Raw genomic sequence first — 19,572 nt, forward strand, 5'->3', positions numbered from 1 at the left:
TCACTCAAACTTAGCTAAATTTTAAGATTTATTTTCATTATTATAAGTTTTTAAGCTTATATTTATAAATATCACTAAGCTTATGGCGCAAAAAATTTTATTTTACCAACTCTAAGACATTTTTTAGTAAATTTATAAATTTAAAAACGATTTTTAGATAAAATTAACGCTAAAAAATTAAAATAATTTATAGGAAAAAACATGCAAAATTTTGATGTTAGACAGGCTTATTTAGACTATTTTAAAAGCAAGGGACACGAGGTTATAGAGTCGGCTCCGCTAGTGCCAAACGATGCGACACTGCTATTTACAAATGCAGGAATGGTGCCATTTAAAAGTATTTTTACCGGCGAAGTTCCACGCCCTACTCCTCCTATCCGCACAAGTTGCCAAACCTGTATAAGAGCGGGCGGCAAGCACAACGACTTAGACAACGTCGGCTACACGGCTCGTCACCATACATTTTTTGAGATGCTTGGAAACTTTAGCTTCGGCGAATACTTCAAAAAAGACGCGATCGCATACGCCTGGGAATTTGTTACGCAAGTATTAAAACTTCCAAAAGATCGTCTATATGTAACAGTTCATGAGAGCGATGACGAAGCTTACGGAATGTGGCAAGAGCATATCGCAAAAGAGAGAATTTATAAATTCGGTGATAAAGATAACTTCTGGCAAATGGGCGATACGGGACCTTGCGGGCCTTGCTCTGAGATATTTTACGATCAAGGCGCGGAGCATTTTAACTCAGATGAGGACTATATGGGCGGTGACGGAGACCGCTTTTTGGAGATTTGGAACTTAGTATTTATGCAGTTTGAGCGAAGTGCGGACGGCAAGCTAACCACACTTCCAAAGCCCTCGATTGATACCGGAATGGGACTTGAGCGCGTAACCGCGATAAAAGAGGGTAAATTTAGCAACTACGATAGCTCACTTTTCATGCCTTATATAAACGAGGTCGCCAAACTTTGCGGTAAGCCTTACGAGTACGCCACAGGTGCGAGCTACCGCGTCATTAGTGATCATATCCGCTCGGTTACCTTTTTACTGGCTCAGGGCGTAAATTTTGATAAAGAGGGTCGCGGATACGTGCTTCGCAGGATTTTACGTCGTGCGGTGCGCCACGGCTACCTGCTTGGTATCAAAAAGCCGTTTATGTATAAGCTTGTCGATAAGGTTTGCGAGCTAATGGGCGGACACTACGCGTATCTAAACGAGAAAAAAGAGGCGGTAAAAGAGCAAATCAAACTTGAAGAGGAGAGATTTTTCGCTACGATCGCTTCGGGGCTTGAGCTGTTTAACGATGAGCTAACACGCACAAAAGATATATTTAGCGGCGAAGTTGCGTTTAAGCTATATGACACATTTGGCTTCCCACTAGATCTAACTGCCGATATGCTAAGAGATAAAAATCTAAAGGTCGATGAGGCAAAATTTGATGAGCTTATGAGCGAGCAAAAGGCACGCGCAAAAGCCGCTTGGAAAGGCAGTGGAGATAAGAGCGCAAAGGGCGACTTTAAAGAGCTTTTAGAGGAGTTTGGTGAGAATGAATTTATAGGTTACGAAGCGCTTGATAGCCAGAGTAAAATTTTAGCCATACTTGATGAGGACTTTAAGCGCACAAATAGCCTAAAAGCCGGCGAGAACGGCTGGGTAATGTTTGATAAGACTCCATTTTACGCGCAAAGCGGCGGTCAATGCGGCGATAGCGGCGAGATAACAGGCAAAGCGCAAATCCTTGATACGCAAAAATTTCACGGATTAAATTTATCGAGTGTTAAAGCAAATGTAGAGCTAAAAACAGGCGACGAGGTAAGCGTAAAAGTAAGCAGTGAGCGAAGCGAGATAGCACGCCACCACAGCGCTACCCACATCCTACACTCAGCACTTAGAAAGGTCCTAGGCACACATATCGCACAAGCTGGATCAAGCGTAGAGGCTGATAAACTACGCTTTGACTTCTCTCATCCTAAGGCTCTCACAAGTGAGGAGCTTGCGAGAATAGAAGCCTTCGTGCAAAACGCCATAGTAAAAGGCGAAGCGGCAAAAACCCAGATAATGGATATAGAAGATGCTAAGAATAGCGGTGCGATCGCACTATTTGGCGAGAAGTACGCCGATAAAGTGCGCGTGCTAAGTTTTGGCGAGGTTAGCAAGGAGCTTTGCGGAGGAACTCATGTGCATAATTTAAATGAGATCGGAGCATTTTTTATAACCAAAGAGAGTGGCGTAAGTGCCGGTGTGCGCAGGATCGAGGCTGTTTGCTCAAAGGCAGCCCTAAATTTAGCTAAAAATTTACACGCCGAGCTAGATGAGATTAAAACCGAGCTAAAGAGCATAGAACCGATAATCGCGATTAAAAAGCTAAAAACTGAGATAAAAAGCTTAAAGGACGAGCTTAAAAATGCAGGTAGCTCAAAAGCTATAAATTTAAGCGACATTAATGGCGTAAAAGTGTGCGTTGAAATTTTAGAAAGCGGCGATATAAAAACTGCGATAGATGAGATCAAAAACGCAAATGAACGCACTGCTGTGCTATTTATGCAAGTAAAAGACGATAAAGTCGCTATCGCGGCAGGTGTGAAAAACGCTAGCATAAAAGCAGGCGAATGGGTTAAAATGACGGCTCAAATTTTAGGCGGTAATGGCGGAGGCAAGGATGACTTCGCAACAGCAGGCGGTAAAGATACATCAAAAATTCAAGATGCCACAAAAGCAGCACTTGAATTTGCAAAGGAAAAACTCATCTAATGATCGAATACGACATAGCTTTTGCGCGTTTAGGGCAATTTTTGCCCTTTTTACATATAGCGTCTGCCGCCGTTTTTATAGGACTTCAGCTTGGCTTGCTGATATTTGGCAGATATCTTTTATCAAATAGATGCAAAAGCACAGACAAGGTGTTTTTAACTATAAGATTTTTAAGACAATTTGGTATTTTTTTGATAATATCACTATTTGTTATCGCAGCAAGTAGCTTTTTATTTAGCAATCAAGATGCGTCATTAAGATCAGCAGACCCGATGGCTACGGCTATACTTGCGACAAAGTGGACACTATGGCTGTTTTTAACACTAAATCTTAGCTATATGTTTTATCACTACAAAAAGGCACTTGTTGCACTAAAAATTCGAGAAAAGATAACGCTTCATGAAAGCCTAGTCGTTATTATCATCTACTTTACTCCTTTAAATTTAATAGTATCATTCATAGCCGTTTATCTAGGCGTTGCTTATAAGGATTTTTAATGTTAACACTTGCTTCAAGTTCACAAACAAGAGCTAAAATTTTAACCGAGAACGGCATAAAATTTAAACAAATTTCATTTGATTTTAACGAGAACGATGTGAGTGATCAATGTGAGCCACATATCTATGTTCAAAATGTCGTAAAATCCAAAAAAGAGCAGTTTTTAAAACTATATCCGGATGTAAAAAATGTCATCTTTGCAGATAGCTGTGTAGCTTGTGACGGTAAAATTTTAGGCAAGGCAAAAAACAAGCAAGATGCTATTAATATGCTTAACCTGCAAAGCGGCAATATCGCTTCAGTTTTTACGGCAATGATATTTTTAGCAGAGGATTTTGAATTTATAAACGTTAGCGAAACTGCATATAAATTTGCAAATTTTAAAGAAGAAGACATAAAAGAGTATATCAAAAACGGTGAATACAAAGACAAAGCGGGAGCGATGATGGTAGAAGGTTTTAACAAAAAATATATCATAAAACAAATCGGCAATACAAGCACTGCAAGAGGGCTAAATGTCGAACTTTTAAAGGCATATTTATGAAATATATTTTATGGATATTTTTTGCAGGAGCTCTTGCTCTTGGTGGCGGCTTTGTATATATTTACTCACAGGTTCGCTTTGATGCATATAGTATAATCGACTACAAGCCAAAGCTTACAACTCAAATTTTTGATAGAAACAACGAACTTATAGCAAATATCTTTGAGGAAAATAGAGTCTATGTAAAATACGAAGAAATTCCCTCAAGAGTAGTTGAAGCGCTTGTTGCCATAGAAGATACTAGCTATTTTGAGCATGGAGGCATAAACTACGAAGCTATAGTAAGAGCTGTTATAAAAGATATAAAAGCAGGTAGATTTGTCGAAGGAGCGAGCACTCTTACCCAGCAGCTTGTTAAAAATTTAGCTTTAAGTAGCGAAAAAAAGATAACGCGAAAGATCAAAGAGATCGTCTTAGCCATTAAGCTTGAAACCGAACTAGACAAAGAGCAGATCATAGAACGATACTTAAATCACGTATATTTTGGTCACGGATATTACGGCATTAAAACAGCTGCAGATGGATACTTTAGAAAAGACTTAAAAGAGCTTAGCATAAAAGAGATAGCCATGCTAGTAGGCTTACCAAAAGCACCAAGCTCTTATGACCCTACAAAGCATTTAGACCTATCTTTAGGGCGCGCAAACAGAGTTCTTGAACGCATGTATACGATAGGTTGGCTAAACGAAGAAGAGTATCGCAAAGGCATACTCGAAGAGCCTGCTGTATTTGACGACACCTTAAGCAAAAATAAGGCTCCGTATGTAGTAGATGAGATCATAAAAGAAGTCTCAAAAAGAGTTGACGATATAAGAACCGGTGGATATAAAATTTATAGCACCGTAGATCTTAATGTGCAAAAAATGGCAAATGAAGCCCTAATATACGGATATAACGAAATTTTAAAGCGTGATAAAAAAGCAAATGCAAACATACTAAATGGCGCGATAGTCGTTACGCAGCCTCAGACCGGACATATTTTAGCACTTGTTGGTGGGGTTGATTACTCAAAAAGTAGTTACAACCGTGCAACCCAGAGTGCAAGACAACCTGGCTCAAGCTTTAAGCCTTTTATCTATCAAATCGCGCTTGATGAGGGATACTCGGTAGTATCACAACTAGCAGACATAGCGCGAAGCTTTGATATGGGCAACGGCAAAGAGTGGACGCCTAAAAACTACAGTGGCGGCTTTCAAGGCTACATTAGCTTAAAATCAGCCCTAACACAGTCAAGAAACCTAGCAACTATAAATTTGCTAAACGACCTAGGTCTTAGCTCTGTTAGAGCAAAGCTTTCAAACATAGGCTTTCAAAATATACCGGAAAATTTATCCATCGCACTTGGAAGCTTTGGTATATCGCCTGTAAATTTTGCTAAATTTTACTCAATGTTTCCAAACGAGGGAGAGATTGTCGAGCCGATACTTATAAAATATGTAGAAAATAGCTTTGGCGCGGTTGTAAATTACGAAGCAAAAAAAGAACAGGTTTTAAAGCCTGAACAAGCATTTTTAATGATAGATCTTCTTAAAAACGTCGTTAACAATGGAACCGGTCGTAATGCCAAAATAAATGGCATACAAGTAGCAGGCAAAACAGGCACAACAAACAATAACATAGACGCTTGGTTTTGCGGTTTTACGCCTGATGTTCAAGCCATAATCTGGTACGGCAATGACGACAATTCGCCAATGAAAAAGATAGAAGGCGGTGGTAGAACTGCGGCGCCGGTCTTTAAGAAATTTATGGAAACATACATAAAACAATACCCGACAGTAAGACGCGTATTCGAACAGCCTGAAGGCGTTTATAAAGGTATTTACAATGGAGTAGACGAGTTATACACAAACGACTCACCTTTACCTGAGATAATACCTGCAAACGAAATAATACAAGAGCAAGAAAATAACGGTTTAATGTTTTAAACCGCTTGCCTTTATCGTTATGGTATTTTAGTTTTATCATAGCGACAAATTTATACAAACCATCAAATCAAATTTTCAAATAAATACAGTCAACTAAAAATTTAAATAAAAACAATAACTAAATCACAAAGAAAAAGTGGAATAATGGATGATATACTTTAAAGAAGAAAAATTTCAAAGGAAAAACCTTTGAAATTTATATTTTTATTTTCTAAGTTCGCGGATCTTAGCAGCTCTACCGCGTAAATTGCGTAGATAAAATAGTTTAGCACGTCTAACACGACCACGTCTTAATACAGTGATCTCTTCGATACTTTCGCTATAAATAGGGAAAATTCTCTCAACGCCTACACTGTTTGCGCCGATTTTTCTGATCATGAATGTCTCACCTACGCCACTTCCGCGTCTAGCTATACAGACACCTTCAAAATTTTGAACCCTAGTCTTATCGCCCTCTTTAATACGAATAGCTACACGAAGTGTATCACCCGCACGAAATTCAGGCACAGTTTTGCTTGCGATTTGAGCATTCTCAAATGCTTCAATATACTTATTTCTCATAGTTTGTCCTTAAATTATGGCTTAATTTTTTGGTATAAATCAGGGCGGAAGAACTTTGTTTTGCAGTGCGCCATCCTGTTTTTTAAAGACTGGATTTTACCATGATTTCCCTTTAAAAACTCTGAAACAACAAAACTACCTTTAAAGAGGTCAGGCTTAGCAAAGGATGGAGCTTCAAGCAAATTATCCTCAAAACTCTCCACTGCCAAACTCTCATTATTGCCAAGCACTCCATCTATATTTCTAGATATTGCATCACTCATACAAAGAGCGCCAAGCTCCCCACCAGTTAGCACATAATCGCCTATGCTAAAAACTTCATCAGCCCACATTTCAATGATTCTCTCATCGATACCCTCATATCTGCCACAAACAAAACAGATATGATCTTTTTTGGCTAATCTTTTGGCATCATTTTGATTAAATTTCTTTGCAGCCGGAGTTAAAAAAATAATATGCACACTCTTATCATTTTTTTTTATCTCACTCAAAGCGTCATCAATCGGCTGTGCAAACATCAAAAGACCTGCGCCACCGCCTATCATATACTCATCAACTTTTAAATTTTTTTGTTTTGTATAATCACGAGGATTGACAAAAGAGAGATTGATCTTATTAGAAGATACTGCCCTTGCAAGGATTGAGTCTTTAAAGTATGGTTCTATTAACTGTGGAAATAAAGATACAAAGCTAAATTTCATGAATTTTCAAGAATTGCTTTTGCGTTTTTAGTTGAAATTTCTTGTTTTTCTAGATCAACACTGGTAATAAATTCGTCTATATACGGTATATAAAAGCTTTTTGCAAAGCCTTGTTCAGCTAGGCTTGGGCTAGTTTTGATAAATAAAAGATTTGAGCTTGAAATTTCTTCAATATCATCAACTATGCCTAAAATTTCACCATTTTCCAGTATCTTAAGTCCGATAATGTCAAAATAAAAAAATTCATCTCTCTTAAGCTTGCAATCTTTTCTAGTTTGCTCGACAGTAGTATAAATGACGCGGTTAGTTAGCTCTTTTGCAGCTTCAATACTTTCAAAACCAACAAACAAAGCCTCACCGCGTGTTTTGTCATAATTTTTTATAATAAGCCAATTACCGTCTTTGTCAAAAAATTTAGCGTCTTTTTTAAACTGCTCAGGGAAGTCACTTTTATTGTGAAGCTTTACATAGCCCCTAAGTCCGACGGTTTTGCCTATTATAGCTACTTCGAGATTTTCACTCTTCAAAAGCTTTTACCGTTACCCTGTAGCTAGTGGAGTCTTTTGCCTTACATCCGATAATGACAGTTTTTATGGCATTTATCATCTTGCCATCTTTTCCTATCAACTTACCGGTATCAACCTTATCGGCATTTATAATAATCTCGGCAAAATTCTCGCCAAGCTCCACACGCTCAACTTTTATCTTTTCAGGAAAGTCGGCTATAAGCTTAGCATATTCGTATAAAAAATTTTCAACCATAAATTTATTTGCTTGTTATTTGTTCAACTCTATCGCTAAGTTTAGCGCCAACGCCTTTCCAGTATGCTAGTCTTTCAGCGTCAAATTTTACAACTTCAGGCTCTACCATTGGATTGTAGTAGCCGATACTCTCTATCCAGCCGCTATCACGTCTTTTTCTACTATCTGTTACAACTATACGATAAAATGGTCTTTTTTTGCGTCCCATTCTTGTTAGTCTTACTACGGTTGCCATTATATTTCTCCTTAAAATTTTTAAATAATGCTTAAATTTAGATAACGAATTATCCAAATTTAAACCCTATCTGGGTCTATTCATATTGGCTTGACTTAGCATATTTGCAAGCCCTTTAGCACCGCCTTTACCTGAAAATTTCTTTGCAAGCTTGGAGGCATTTTCAAACTGTTTTAAAAAACGATTAACCTCTACTTGAGATAGCCCAGAGCCGGCTGCTAGACGACGTTTTCTGCTATTGTTTAAAAGCTCGGGATTTTCACGCTCTTTTTGCGTCATTGAATTTATCATAGCTTTTATATGCAAAATTTCTTTTGAGTTATCAAGATCTATGTCTTTGATCTGATTTGCCATATTGCTAAGACCAGGTATCATACCTATTAGGGATTTCATAGAACCTAGTTTTTTTACGCTCTCCATTTGTTCTAAAAAGTCGTTAAAGTTAAATTGTCCCTTTTTTATCTTTTGATTTAAGCGCTTAGCTTCTTTTTCATCAATAATAGAACTTGTTTTTTCTACAAGAGTAGCAAGGTCGCCCTCGCCCATTATGCGACCGACTATACGGTCTGGTATGAAGCTTTCTAAATCGGCAACTTTCTCACCGGTACCAACAAACCTAAGTGGAATTCCTAACTGTTTTGCTATGCTGATAGCAACACCACCCTTGCTATCAGAGTCAAATTTTGAAAGTATTGCACCGCTGATATTTAGCGCTTCATTAAAGCTAGCTGCAGAACGCACGCCATCTTGACCACTCATAGCGTCAGCTACATAGAAAATTTCATGTGGATTTATGGCACTCTTAACATCTTTTATTTGACCCATTAAAGCTTCATCTATAGCCAAACGACCTGCCGTATCAACTAAAAGCACATCATAAAGACCGCTTTTAGCTTTTACTAGTGCCTCTTTGGCAACTTTAACAGGGTCATTTTCATTTTCTATAAAAAATAGATCGATTTCATTAGCAACACAAAGCTGACGAAGTTGTTCAACTGCAGCCAAACGTTGTAAATCACATGCAGCAACAAGAACTTTCTTCTTGCGAAGCTTTAAATAATTTGCTAGTTTTATCGTAGTTGTGGTTTTTCCGGATCCTTGCAAGCCGGCCATCAACACGATGGTGGGAGCTGTTTGAGCATAAACAAAGCCTTGATTGCCAGGAGCTGTTAAAATTTCTGTCAGCTTTAATTTTATAGCATCTAAAAATTGCTTTTGACCGATACTAGTTTGTTTTATCTCGCTTTCGATCGCGCTTAATAAATCCTTGGTAACTTTATGATGAACATCAGCTTTTAAAAGAGCTTTTTTAAGCACATCAAATGCGTTTTTCAAAGCCTTTTCATCATCTACAAAACGTATCTTGCTGACGGCTAATCTAAACGACTCACTGATTTGTTCAAACACTATTTACCTTTCTAAATTTATATATTAAACGGCGCATTTTACTAAATTTTTTCTTTATCGCTCTTTAAATCTCAAATTTATTTGAAATTTCAAACCCTAACGCATTAAAATCTTTAGGAATATTAGCTTTAAAATTATAACCCAAAAGCCCGATATAATAGGCATGTAGATACATTCTAGCTGAACGATTTTTACCGTATTTTTCATCACCAACTATAGGTGCATTAACACTTGATAAATGAACCCTTATCTGATGAGTTCTTCCTGTTTTTATTTCGACTTTTACAAGTGACTTTTTGCCGACAACCATAAGTGGCGTTACTTTCGAGATGGCCTCTTTACCATCTTTTGAAATTTTAGAGTGAGCACCACCCTTTGTTTTAATGGTTAAAATCGGCTCATTTATATTAATTTCTTCACTCACTATGCCTTTAATTGCAGCAACATAGGTTTTAGCAACGCGCATATGCTTAAATTCTTCTATTGCTTTTTTGGCAAATTCTTCATCTTTAACAAGCAGTAAAACACCGCTTGTTTCTTTATCCAAACGATGAAGAAGCGGAAATTTATAAATTTCGCTTATCTTTTCACTCGTAATAAAAGCCGGTTTATTTATTGCGATCAAATTTTCATCTTCAAAAATCACGCTTGGCTTTGGTACTTCTTGAACATTAAAGCGTGTATTTGCCCCCATTAGCGCACGAGCTATGAGAATTTTCTGCCCTTTTGCATACACAAAACCATCGTCGATTAGTGCCTTTGCTTCGTTGTTTGAAATTCCCTCTTGCAAAGCCAAAAGCTTATATGCTTTTTCACTGCTCATAACTACTCCTAATATCATCTATAATCACCGTAATATCGGCCTTGTTAATAATCCTTGCACGCTCTTTGTAAAGACTTAAAACATCATTTAGCTCATTTGTTTTGATAAATTTTACTCCACTTACAAGCCTAAATAGTGCTTTTTGGTTAAATACATGCTCGCCACTCACAAGAATAGGATTAAAATTTGCACACTCTATTGGGTTGTGTCCGCCAATACCAGAAACAAAACTTCCCCCAAGCACTACCACGTCACTTATAGCATAAACATTTACGAGCTCACCGAGCGTATCAAGTAAAGTTATTTGTCTATTAAAATTTCCGTTTTGACTAAATTTATCAAACTCAAAGCCGTGCTTATGCGACCATTCTTTTACAAACTCGCCAACACTTGCAAATCTCTCAGGATGTCTTGGGGCTATAACAAGCTTGTCATTTTTGCTTAACTTCAAATTTTCAAGTAGCATTTTCTCTTCACCTTCATGCGTGCTTGCTAAAACTATAACCCTTTCTTTAGGCTTTTTATAAATTTTACCAGGTTGTGAGGCAAACGCTGATTTGACATTGCCAGCTACTTTTATATCTTTTGCTCCAAGACTCATAAGTCTTTCTTTATCTAGATCGCTTTGCGCATAAACTTGGTCTATGTATCTAAAAATAGTAGCATAAAAAAAACTAAATTTCTTATATCTAGCATAACTTCTATCTGAAATTCTGGCGTTTATCAAAATAACCCTTGAGCCATTTAGCTTAGCCACAAAAACAAGCATGAGCCAAAGTTCGGCTTCAAAAATAACTAAAATTTTACTTTTTTTAAGCCAAAATGGTAAAAATATCTCAAATGGTAAAAACCGTGAATTCTGGCTTATTTTTTTTGCTGCTTCAAAACCGGTATGCGTCACTACGCTTATCGCCTTATCCTCAAATTTTCTCATGATCGGCGTTAAAGCCTGAATCTCACCATAACTGCAAGCATGAAAATGAACTTTGGCGTCTTTAAATTTTGGGTTATTAAAAAGAAAAAACCGAGCCGGTATAGCGCTGCGGTATTTCTTTTTAAGGCTTAAAGGGAGTAAAAAAATAGCTCCGATCAACCATGCGATCAAAGCTAAGATATAATAAATCGCTACCACGAGGGGCTTAAATATTTTCTTTATATAAAATTCTACCGCAATGAGGGCAAGTGACGATATCTTCAGCACGAACTACAGCTGCAAAAGTTTTATCATTTATCTGCATAAAACAGCCGTAGCATGCTTGTTTTCTAACAGGAACAACAGCTGAATTATGAGCCCATTTGCGAATTTTCTCATAAAATGTAAGAATTTTTTGGTTCATCTCGCCTACAAGCTTAGTTTTTTGTGCATAAACTTCAGCTCTTTCTTTCTCAATAGCCTCAAGCTCTGACGAAATTTCCGCTTCTATCTGTGTGAGTTTAGCCTCTAGCTCGCTCTTTTTAGCTACTAACTCTTCCTTACTTGCATTTTTGCTATCAATTATCTTTTCAAGTCTAGCTATCTCTTCGTTTGCAGCTTCAAGTTGCTCTTTGGCGATCTCTTCTTCAAGATTAAGAGCTTTTACCTCTTTTTCGCTCTTGGCTAAACCACTTTTTTTTGCTACATCTTTGATCTTTGCTGCAAATTCGGCTATGTGTGCATTTGTTTGACTTTTTTGAACTTTGATATCGCTTACTTCATTGTCCAACTGCTCGATATTTGCGCTTATGGCATCACATTCTTCTTTTGTTACTCTGTAAGTTTTTTGAACGTTTTCGATACGAGGAGTAAAATCGTCGATCTCTTTATCAAATTTTGAAAGCTCAACTAGCTGTTGTAAATATTTATTCATTTTAGTGTTTCCTTAAAAATGTGTGAATGGGTTTTTCGAATTAGATATTATAATCAAAACTCCAAGATTTTGCAAATATTTTGCCAAAGACTCCCCAAAATACTGCTCGCTCTCGTAGTGATTTATATCTATTAAATTTAGCAAATTTTCTCTAGCTTCTAGCGCTTGATGATATTTTATATCACCCGTTAAAAGCACATCGGCCTTTACATAAGGCATTAAATCAGCTCCGCTTCCAGTGCAAATAGCTATAGTTTTTATCTCATCTTTTGCATAGACAGTACGAATTTGATTTAAATTTAACCTGTCTTTTACCAAATCCACAAGCTCTTTAAAATTTAAATTTACATCACAATAGATCAAAAATTCATCAGACCTTGAAATATCAAAGCCTAAAATTTCAGTTACAAAATATCTGTTTAAAACAGCTTTATCAAAGTTTGTATGCATCGAAATTAAGCTTATATTTTTTTTAATCATTTCAGCGATTATGCCACTTGGATACTTGGCAAGATTTATCACTTTAAGTCCTTTAAATATAAGCGGATGATGAGTTATTAAAAGTGAATTTGGCTTCATTTTATCAACCAGCTCACTATCTATGTCAAGGCTTAGATAAATTTGCTCAAACTCACTCTCAAACGATCCGACAATAAGTCCACTATTATCCCACTCCTCTTGTGTGTCAAACGGGGCTATCTTGTTTAAGTGTTCGTAAATGTCAAAAATTTTCACTGCTGCTCTTGGGATTTAAGATATGTTAAGGCGCAGGATTTGGCAAGCTCGCGGATTTTTAAGATATACTCTTGTCTTTGCGTAACAGAGATCGCACCTCTTGCATCAAGAACATTAAAAGTATGAGCCGCCATCATGCAATAATCATACGCAGGAAGCGAAATTTCAGCCTCCAAACAACGCTTGCATTCATTAAATGCGCTTTCAAATTGATTAAAAAGCATATTAACATCGGCTACTTCAAAGTTGTATTTACTCCATTCAAATTCGCCTTGTTTATGCACATCGCCATATGTTACCATACCGTTTTTATCATCCCATACGATATCATAAACGCTGTCTTTATCTTGCAAATACATGGCAAGTCTTTCAAGACCGTAAGTTATCTCTCCGCTTACTAAGTCACAAGTTATGCCACCAACTTGCTGAAAGTATGTAAACTGCGTTACTTCCATACCATCAAGCCAAACTTCCCAGCCTAGTCCCCAAGCACCAAGCGTCGGACTCTCCCAGTTATCTTCTACAAAGCGAATATCATGGTTTTTCAGGTCAAGTCCTAGTTTTTCAAGGCTTTTTAGATATAGCTCTTGGATGTTTTTTGGGCTTGGCTTGATAAGTACTTGAAACTGATAATACACACCTAGGCGATTTGGATTTTCACCGTATCTTCCGTCTGTCGGACGACGAGACGGTGCAACATAGGCAGTCGCCCACGGCTTTTTACCAAGGCTTCTTAAAAATGTCGCTTGATGATATGTTCCTGCACCTGCTGGCATATCGTAAGGTTGAACAATAACACAACCTTGCTCACGCCAATAATTTTGTAAATTTAAGATTATCTCTGAAAAAGTTATCATTTGTTTCCTTATTTTATTGATATGTAAATTTCTATTTTATCTTTTAAATGTTTTTCAAAATCGCTCTCATAGACTCTTTGCAAATTCGAGCTTTTAAAAAAGCTCCAAATTTCATGCCAAAGCTCTATCGTAACACTCTCTCCTGTGCCATCCTTGCTAAACATAGCATATTTGCCATTTTTAACAAAAACCTTCCGGCTATCTTTGCGTTCTAAATTTTTAGCACCTACGATCAAAGAGCAAAAGCCGTTTATATCGCTTTCATACTCATGATAAACTGCATAAATTTCATCTAAATCACCAAAACCTAAACTTAAGAATTCTTTCCATAAACTAGTTATCTTGCCACAACGACTCATTTCGCTAGAATTATCTGTTATAGCTTTTAAGCCATAAATTTCAAAATCCTCTTTTAGATTAATTATTTGCACTAATTATCCTTGAAATTTTCGACCGCCTTGTTCCACATAAGTTTGTATTTACGTTTTAAAAACTCAACCTCATCTTGCGAAATTTTAAGTTGATCCGTTAGTGTTTCTATAGTCTTTCTGTCTTCATCGTAAAGTTCTTGCATGGAAAACAGCGCTTCTTTTAAAAATTTATTCTCGTTTCTTAAAACTTCAAGCGTTTCGTCTTTTGCATCAAGAACTTTTTCATGTAAATTTAAAATCGTTCCGATAGTTTTTTCTACAAAACTCTCGCCCGCAATCGCGTTCATATTTACGCTTAAATTTGAACTTGTTGTAGGCACTACACTCATGGTTCCTTGCGAAGCTTCGATGTAAATTTCGCCGTCTTCTTCAATTTTTGTATTTAACACACCGCGCTCTATCATGCCTTCGATGACTTCACGCTCTAAATGCACAAGTTTGCAAAACTCATCTATCTTTAAAAAAGTCTGCATCCACCCTCCTTAAAGTATAACTTCAACCTTTGCCGAGTCAGCCTTTAAAGCCTCCTCTTTCGCCTTTCTGTCTTCCTTAAGTTTTTTAGCTAAAACATCATCGCTTAACGCTAAAATTTGCATGGCAAGATAAGCAGAATTTATCGCTCCCGCCTTACCTATCGCGAGTGTTGCCACCGGCATTCCACTTGGCATTTGCACTGTTGAGTAAAGAGCATCCACTCCACCCAATGCAGAACCGGCCATAGGTATACCGATAACAGGTTTTGTGGTATTTGCCGCGATCGCGCCTGCCAAGTGAGCCGCCATTCCAGCTGCTGCTATGAAGACTTGTGCGCCTTTTACTTCGGCATTTTTTACGTATTCATGCGTTCTTTCCGGACTTCTGTGAGCAGAGCTAATAATGAGTTCGTATTTTACTTCAAATTTTTCAAGTAGTTTTGCCGCTTCACTTACTATCTCGTAGTCGCTCTTACTTCCCATTATAATAGAAACAAATTTCACTTAAATTCCTTTCTTAGAAAACTAAATTTAGGTAGTTTTATAGGTAGTTTTATCTCGTTTTCGTTACCGCTGTGGATCTCTTCGAAAATTTTACCTTTTTTACTCACAAGCTGTTTAAATTCCAGCCAAAACTTTCCATTGTTATCATAAACACTTCCAAGCTCGCTTTCGCCGACTTCTATAATACTATCAAGCGGAGATACTATCTCGTAAGCCTCATTAGCGACGATCTTAAATTTACACTTTATAAATTCCCCATCTTCGCTTATCGCATGAACTTGATGAGTGCCCTCTTCCAAGCTACTGGTGTGGTTTTGAGTATCGACTCGTTCGTAAGGACGACTTACTAGATATCCGTCCGTAAAGCCGCGGTTTTTAAGCGTATTTATCTCAAATTCATACTTTTCTCGCTTAAATTTACCACTTGCCGCGTCATCTATCGCCATTCTGTAAGCACGCGTAGCACATGCCGCATAATACTCGCTCTTTGTCCTGCCTTCTATTTTGCAGCTGTCTATGACGCCTGATTTTACTATTTCATCGATATGAGAGATAAGGCTTAAATCCTTTGCGTTCATAACATGCGTACCGCCTTCAGGATCTTCTTCCAATCGGAACAAAGTCCCGCTTTCTGGATTTTTAGCATAAAGTTCGTATTTAAAACGGCAATCATTCGCGCAACTTCCGCGATTTGACTGTCGTCCGCTTTGCACAGCACTAACCAAACATCTACCAGAATAAGCAAAACACATAGAGCCGTGAACAAAAATTTCTATTTCGAGATTAGGTAGCATTTCCTTTATCTTGATGACATCCTTTAGACTCATCTCGCGAGCCACAACTATGCGTGACGCACCCATTTCATGATAAATTCTAGCATCAAGATAGTTCATCACATTTGCCTGTGTACTTAAGTGTATGTCAATATCAGGAGCTATCTCCTTTGCAAGACTCATTACGCCTGGAGTTGAGATCAAAAAAGCATCAGGTTTCATAGCTGAAACTGTTTGTAAGTGGCGCTTTAACGGCTCGATCTGCCCATTAAAAGGAAATGCATTTATGGTAACATAAAATTTCTTTCCTTTTTCATGAGTATATCTTATGCCTTCTTCAAAGCTTTCTAGACTAAATTCTCTAGCCGAGCGTGTGCGTAAACTAAAACTAGCCACAGAGGCGTAGACGGCATCTGCGCCGTATTCAAGGGCTATTTTAAGTTTAGTTAAATTTCCTGCAGGGCTTAATAATTCGGGCTTTAACACTATTTATTACCCAAACTTTCGATAAGCGCTTCTATATCATCGTTGCTTACTAAGTTTTCGGTCGTAGTATCACCCACGATGTGAACAGCCGAGCTAACGCGCTTATCATCATCTATCCTACCTTCAAACAAGCTACTCATATACTTACTAAGCGCTCTCATGACATTTATGACACGCTCGATTTTTTGACGATGGATATCTTGATACTGCATCATATCCATAGCCATCATTATCTCGTCTTGTCCCATTTGGATATCGCCGATAGTGTTTTCGACAGTTTCTTTCATGCTCTCGTTACGTTTAAGAGCTTCCAAAAATGCATCTACGCCCGGAAATTTCTCACTTAACGTAGTAAAAATTTCTATATTTTTATCAATATCTTTCTTAAGATCGCCACATGAACTCTCAGCATTCATGAAAAAACCGTTGATAACATCAAGTTTATCAAACATTTCAGTGGCTTTCTTCTCGCTGTCTTTCGTAACATCATCAAGCTGGTTTACCATTTTATGATCATCTGTAGGCGGTGGAGGTGGCCATGCGGTTTGCGGATTTACCCTGTAACCTTTTACAAATTCCTCGTCAATATCATTATCTTCCGACTCTTTTTCCTGCTTTACAGGGGCTGTTTCTTGTTTTGTTTCAACGGAAGAATCAACTTTATCTTGCGTATCAGGCTCGGCTGTCTCTTCGTCCATAATGTCGTCAAGACCGCCTGCCATAAGCGCATCAAGTTCTTCTTGGGTCATAAAAACTCCTATTGGTATGATTGTGCGATTATACAATCAATAGGCTTAAATTTATCTACTTTTAGATAAGATTATGCGGATTTTAAAAGGACGGACATGAAAGTTGATCTACACAACCACACAACTCTTTGTAATCACGCAACAGGCGAGATAGACGAGTATATTAAACAAGCTATCAAACTTAATTGCGAAATTTACGGCATTAGCGACCATGCCCCCATGAAATACGACGAGGCTTATAGAATGAGCTTTGCGCAAATGAATTTATATGAAAGCATGGTTTTAAAAGCAAAAGAGGATTTTAAAGACAAAATTAAAATTTTACTTGGATACGAGGTTGATTTTTTAGAGGGTTTTATAGATGAGCGCGTTTTGGCTCGTGATGTGGATTATTTTATCGGTTCTGTGCATTTTATAGGCGGTTGGGGATTTGACAACCCTGAATTTATAGGCGAATACTCAAACAAAAACATAGACGATATTTGGCGAGAGTACTTTGCTTGTATCAAGCAGTTAGCAAAATGCGGTAAATTTGATATAGTCGGGCATTTTGACCTGATGAAATTATTTAATTTTATGCCAAAAACAGATATTAGAATTTTAGCTAAAGATGCCATAAAAGAGATAAAAAAAGCAAATTTAGCTCTTGAAATAAACTCTGCAGGTCTTAGAAAACCGGCAGCAGAGCAATATCCAAGTGTTGAGCTTTTAGAGCTTATTTATGAAGCGCAAATACCAATAAGCTTTGGCTCTGACGCGCACGATCCTTTGCAGGTCGGAGCAGATAACGGCTTATGTGAAAATTTGGCTCGGAAAATGGGCTTTAATAAGTGTGTAAGTTACGAAAAAAGAGATAGGTATTTTGTTAAATTTTAAAATGGGTATAAATTTTATATAAAGTTAAACTTAAAAGTTAGATTTTGTGATATAATTCAAAAATACAATCCAAAAGGAGAATATATGGGAAAATTTGTAAATAGTGTCGATGAATTTTTCGACTTTTGCAAACAACACGAAGTTAGATTTATAGATTTTAGATACACCGATATGAACGGTGCTTGGCATAGCATAAGTTACAACGCAAAAGTTGTAGAAAAAGGAAATTTTGAAAACGGTATACCTTTTGACGCAAGTTCTACAGGCGGTTGGCAGCCTATCGACAAAAGCGATATGATACTGATGCCTGACGCTGCTAGTGCATTTTTAGACCCTTTTACGGCAGATATCACGGCTGTTGTTTTTTGTGATGTTTATGACATATATAAAGGTCAAATGTATGAAAAATGCCCACGCTCTATAGCTAAAAAAGCAATGTCTTACGTAAAAGAAAGCGGCATGGGTGATGTAGCGTTTTTTGGTCCTGAGAACGAATTTTTTGTATTTGATAACGTTAAAATCATCGATAGCCCAAACTGTGCAATGTTTGAAGTTGATACAGAAGAAGGTATCTGGAATGACGGCAAAGACTTTAAAGATAGCTACAACACAGGTCACAGACCTCGCACAAAGGGAGGATATCTAGCAACGGGACCGGTTGATAGTATGGTCGATCTACGTGCTGAGATGGTAAATGTTTTAGAGCAAGTAGGTCTTGAGCCATTTGTAGTTCACCATGAAGTAGCACAAGGTCAAGGTGAGATCGGTGTAAAATTTGGAACACTTGTCGAAGCTGCCGATAATGTTCAAATTTATAAATACGTAGTTAAAATGGTGGCTCATCTAAACGGCAAAACCGCAACTTTCATGCCAAAACCTCTTTATGGAGATAATGGAAGCGGTATGCATGTCCACCAGTCTGTATGGAAAGATGGTAAGAATTTATTTTATGGAGAGGGCAACTACTCAAATTTAAGTGATTTTGCTCGCTGGTATATAGGTGGAATTTTAAAACACGCAAGAAGTGTTGCAGCCTTTACAAACCCAAGCACAAACAGCTACAAACGCCTAATCCCAGGCTTTGAAGCACCATCGATCTTAACTTATTCAAGCCAAAACCGCTCTGCTTCTATACGTATCCCTTACGGCTCAGGAGAAAAATCAGTCCGTGCCGAAATGCGCTTTCCTGATAGCACCGCTAACCCGTATTTGGCATTTTCAGCAATGCTTATGGCTGGTCTTGACGGCGTTAAAAACAAATACGAGCCGGTTGGACCGATGGATGAAAATTTATTTAAACTTACTCTTGATGAAATTCGCCAAAAGGGTATCGAACAACTTCCGCACACTCTTCGTGGCAGTTTAGAAGCACTTATTAGAGATAATGAATACCTAAAACCTGTAATGTCTGAAGTGTTTGTGGATGCGTTCCAGCATTATAAATTTGAAACACAAGTTTGGCCATACGAAGCTCGTCCAACAGCATACGAGTTTAAAACCTGCTACTCTTGCTAAAAAACATAGGGGCGCTTAAGCCCCTTAAATTTTAATTACTTATCACTTTGTTGATCTATGCATCGGGTGTTGGTAATCGTTGCGCTCGCAACCAATAAAACTAAACACAACAGCAC

22 protein-coding genes are annotated in these 19,572 nt (G+C 37.7%); 6 read left to right on the plus strand and 16 right to left on the minus strand.

The annotated features are described in order from the left end of the window. Positions 1-201: 201 nt before the first annotated feature. From alaS to CCAL_RS06065, 4 genes are read left to right on the plus strand one after another with little or no spacing between them, the layout of a single operon-like run. A complete protein-coding gene (gene alaS, locus CCAL_RS06050; protein WP_170015683.1) occupies positions 202-2,754 on the plus strand; it encodes an alanine--tRNA ligase in 2,553 nt (850 codons plus the stop codon). After that, entirely contained in the window at positions 2,754-3,251 is a 498-nt protein-coding gene (locus tag CCAL_RS06055) for a 3-isopropylmalate dehydratase (RefSeq protein ID WP_170015685.1), read from the plus strand. The genes alaS and CCAL_RS06055 overlap by 1 nt, the downstream gene beginning before the upstream one ends. Beyond that, positions 3,251-3,796 (plus strand): septum formation inhibitor Maf, encoded by a 546-nt coding sequence (gene maf / locus CCAL_RS06060; protein ID WP_169971434.1) that lies wholly within the window; start codon positions 3,251-3,253, stop codon positions 3,794-3,796. The genes CCAL_RS06055 and maf overlap by 1 nt, the downstream gene beginning before the upstream one ends. Next, entirely contained in the window at positions 3,793-5,721 is a 1,929-nt protein-coding gene (locus CCAL_RS06065) for a transglycosylase domain-containing protein (RefSeq protein ID WP_170015687.1), read from the plus strand. The genes maf and CCAL_RS06065 overlap by 4 nt, the downstream gene beginning before the upstream one ends. Before the next feature lie 204 nt (positions 5,722-5,925). On the opposite strand, the gene rplS is transcribed toward CCAL_RS06065, so the two are convergent. The 16 genes from rplS to CCAL_RS06145 all read right to left on the minus strand — a co-directional run bounded on the left by rplS (position 5,926) and on the right by CCAL_RS06145 (position 17,065). Beyond that, positions 5,926-6,282: a 50S ribosomal protein L19 gene (gene rplS / locus CCAL_RS06070; RefSeq protein ID WP_169937324.1), complete on the minus strand. Its 357-nt coding sequence runs from the start codon at positions 6,280-6,282 to the stop codon at positions 5,926-5,928. Positions 6,283-6,296: 14 nt separating this feature from the next. Continuing rightward, positions 6,297-6,983, minus strand: a complete 687-nt coding sequence (trmD, locus tag CCAL_RS06075) for a tRNA (guanosine(37)-N1)-methyltransferase TrmD (protein ID WP_169937322.1) — start codon at positions 6,981-6,983, stop codon at positions 6,297-6,299. Beyond that, positions 6,980-7,510 (minus strand): ribosome maturation factor RimM, encoded by a 531-nt coding sequence (gene rimM / locus CCAL_RS06080; RefSeq protein WP_170015689.1) that lies wholly within the window; start codon positions 7,508-7,510, stop codon positions 6,980-6,982. Before rimM ends, trmD begins: the two co-directional genes overlap by 4 nt. Then, on the minus strand, positions 7,500-7,745 hold the full coding sequence (locus CCAL_RS06085; protein WP_169937319.1) for a KH domain-containing protein: 246 nt from the start codon (positions 7,743-7,745) through the stop codon (positions 7,500-7,502). The genes rimM and CCAL_RS06085 overlap by 11 nt, the downstream gene beginning before the upstream one ends. 4 nt (positions 7,746-7,749) lie before the next feature. Further along, a complete protein-coding gene (gene rpsP / locus CCAL_RS06090; protein WP_169937317.1) occupies positions 7,750-7,980 on the minus strand; it encodes a 30S ribosomal protein S16 in 231 nt (76 codons plus the stop codon). A 66-nt stretch (positions 7,981-8,046) separates the two neighbouring features. Beyond that, the gene (gene ffh, locus CCAL_RS06095) at positions 8,047-9,387 is read right to left on the minus strand and encodes a signal recognition particle protein (protein ID WP_170015691.1); all 1,341 of its coding nucleotides are present in this window, start codon (positions 9,385-9,387) and stop codon (positions 8,047-8,049) included. A gap of 64 nt (positions 9,388-9,451) precedes the next feature. Continuing rightward, on the minus strand, positions 9,452-10,210 hold the full coding sequence (locus tag CCAL_RS06100; protein WP_170015693.1) for an RluA family pseudouridine synthase: 759 nt from the start codon (positions 10,208-10,210) through the stop codon (positions 9,452-9,454). After that, positions 10,200-11,342 (minus strand): lipid IV(A) 3-deoxy-D-manno-octulosonic acid transferase, encoded by a 1,143-nt coding sequence (gene waaA / locus CCAL_RS06105; RefSeq protein WP_170015695.1) that lies wholly within the window; start codon positions 11,340-11,342, stop codon positions 10,200-10,202. The genes CCAL_RS06100 and waaA overlap by 11 nt, the downstream gene beginning before the upstream one ends. A gap of 7 nt (positions 11,343-11,349) precedes the next feature. Further along, positions 11,350-12,057 carry a zinc ribbon domain-containing protein gene (locus CCAL_RS06110; RefSeq protein WP_169937309.1) on the minus strand — a complete coding sequence of 236 codons (708 nt, stop codon included), beginning with the start codon at positions 12,055-12,057 and terminating at the stop codon, positions 11,350-11,352. A gap of 12 nt (positions 12,058-12,069) precedes the next feature. After that, entirely contained in the window at positions 12,070-12,792 is a 723-nt protein-coding gene (locus CCAL_RS06115; RefSeq protein ID WP_169937307.1) for a Nif3-like dinuclear metal center hexameric protein, read from the minus strand. Beyond that, on the minus strand, positions 12,789-13,646 hold the full coding sequence (gene glyQ / locus CCAL_RS06120; protein ID WP_170015753.1) for a glycine--tRNA ligase subunit alpha: 858 nt from the start codon (positions 13,644-13,646) through the stop codon (positions 12,789-12,791). The genes CCAL_RS06115 and glyQ overlap by 4 nt, the downstream gene beginning before the upstream one ends. An 11-nt stretch (positions 13,647-13,657) precedes the next feature. Beyond that, complete coding sequence (locus tag CCAL_RS06125) at positions 13,658-14,080, minus strand: GyrI-like domain-containing protein (RefSeq protein WP_172285072.1); 423 nt, start codon at positions 14,078-14,080, stop codon at positions 13,658-13,660. Next, a complete protein-coding gene (locus CCAL_RS06130; RefSeq protein ID WP_169937304.1) occupies positions 14,080-14,553 on the minus strand; it encodes a DUF3972 domain-containing protein in 474 nt (157 codons plus the stop codon). The genes CCAL_RS06125 and CCAL_RS06130 overlap by 1 nt, the downstream gene beginning before the upstream one ends. Positions 14,554-14,562: 9 nt before the next feature. Beyond that, entirely contained in the window at positions 14,563-15,057 is a 495-nt protein-coding gene (purE, locus tag CCAL_RS06135) for a 5-(carboxyamino)imidazole ribonucleotide mutase (protein ID WP_169937302.1), read from the minus strand. Continuing rightward, positions 15,054-16,316 carry a peptidase U32 family protein gene (locus CCAL_RS06140; RefSeq protein ID WP_170015699.1) on the minus strand — a complete coding sequence of 421 codons (1,263 nt, stop codon included), beginning with the start codon at positions 16,314-16,316 and terminating at the stop codon, positions 15,054-15,056. The genes purE and CCAL_RS06140 overlap by 4 nt, the downstream gene beginning before the upstream one ends. Then, complete coding sequence (locus CCAL_RS06145; protein ID WP_169937298.1) at positions 16,316-17,065, minus strand: chemotaxis protein; 750 nt, start codon at positions 17,063-17,065, stop codon at positions 16,316-16,318. Before CCAL_RS06145 ends, CCAL_RS06140 begins: the two co-directional genes overlap by 1 nt. A gap of 96 nt (positions 17,066-17,161) precedes the next feature. On the opposite strand from CCAL_RS06145, the gene CCAL_RS06150 reads away from it, so the two are divergent. Beyond that, positions 17,162-17,941 carry a histidinol-phosphatase gene (locus CCAL_RS06150; RefSeq protein WP_170015701.1) on the plus strand — a complete coding sequence of 260 codons (780 nt, stop codon included), beginning with the start codon at positions 17,162-17,164 and terminating at the stop codon, positions 17,939-17,941. Positions 17,942-18,025: 84 nt separating this feature from the next. Next, entirely contained in the window at positions 18,026-19,456 is a 1,431-nt protein-coding gene (gene glnA / locus CCAL_RS06155) for a type I glutamate--ammonia ligase (RefSeq protein WP_170015703.1), read from the plus strand. Positions 19,457-19,572: the final 116 nt, after the last annotated feature.

It is taken from the genome of Campylobacter sp. RM6914 (assembly GCF_004803835.1).
Lineage (GTDB): Bacteria > Campylobacterota > Campylobacteria > Campylobacterales > Campylobacteraceae > Campylobacter_A > Campylobacter_A californiensis.

What these genes read in the sequence shown, in the direction of transcription:
- alaS (WP_170015683.1), top strand. Translation starts at nt 202, where the DNA reads ATGCAAAATTTTGATGTTAGACAGGCTTATTTAGACTATTTTAAAAGC.
- CCAL_RS06055 (WP_170015685.1), top strand. Translation starts at nt 2,754, where the DNA reads ATGATCGAATACGACATAGCTTTTGCGCGTTTAGGGCAATTTTTGCCC.
- maf (WP_169971434.1), top strand. Translation starts at nt 3,251, where the DNA reads ATGTTAACACTTGCTTCAAGTTCACAAACAAGAGCTAAAATTTTAACC.
- CCAL_RS06065 (WP_170015687.1), top strand. Translation starts at nt 3,793, where the DNA reads ATGAAATATATTTTATGGATATTTTTTGCAGGAGCTCTTGCTCTTGGT.
- rplS (WP_169937324.1), bottom strand. Translation starts at nt 6,282, where the DNA reads ATGAGAAATAAGTATATTGAAGCATTTGAGAATGCTCAAATCGCAAGC.
- trmD (WP_169937322.1), bottom strand. Translation starts at nt 6,983, where the DNA reads ATGAAATTTAGCTTTGTATCTTTATTTCCACAGTTAATAGAACCATAC.
- CCAL_RS06085 (WP_169937319.1), bottom strand. Translation starts at nt 7,745, where the DNA reads ATGGTTGAAAATTTTTTATACGAATATGCTAAGCTTATAGCCGACTTT.
- rpsP (WP_169937317.1), bottom strand. Translation starts at nt 7,980, where the DNA reads ATGGCAACCGTAGTAAGACTAACAAGAATGGGACGCAAAAAAAGACCA.
- CCAL_RS06100 (WP_170015693.1), bottom strand. Translation starts at nt 10,210, where the DNA reads ATGAGCAGTGAAAAAGCATATAAGCTTTTGGCTTTGCAAGAGGGAATT.
- CCAL_RS06110 (WP_169937309.1), bottom strand. Translation starts at nt 12,057, where the DNA reads ATGAATAAATATTTACAACAGCTAGTTGAGCTTTCAAAATTTGATAAA.
- CCAL_RS06130 (WP_169937304.1), bottom strand. Translation starts at nt 14,553, where the DNA reads ATGCAGACTTTTTTAAAGATAGATGAGTTTTGCAAACTTGTGCATTTA.
- CCAL_RS06145 (WP_169937298.1), bottom strand. Translation starts at nt 17,065, where the DNA reads ATGACCCAAGAAGAACTTGATGCGCTTATGGCAGGCGGTCTTGACGAC.
- CCAL_RS06150 (WP_170015701.1), top strand. Translation starts at nt 17,162, where the DNA reads ATGAAAGTTGATCTACACAACCACACAACTCTTTGTAATCACGCAACA.
- glnA (WP_170015703.1), top strand. Translation starts at nt 18,026, where the DNA reads ATGGGAAAATTTGTAAATAGTGTCGATGAATTTTTCGACTTTTGCAAA.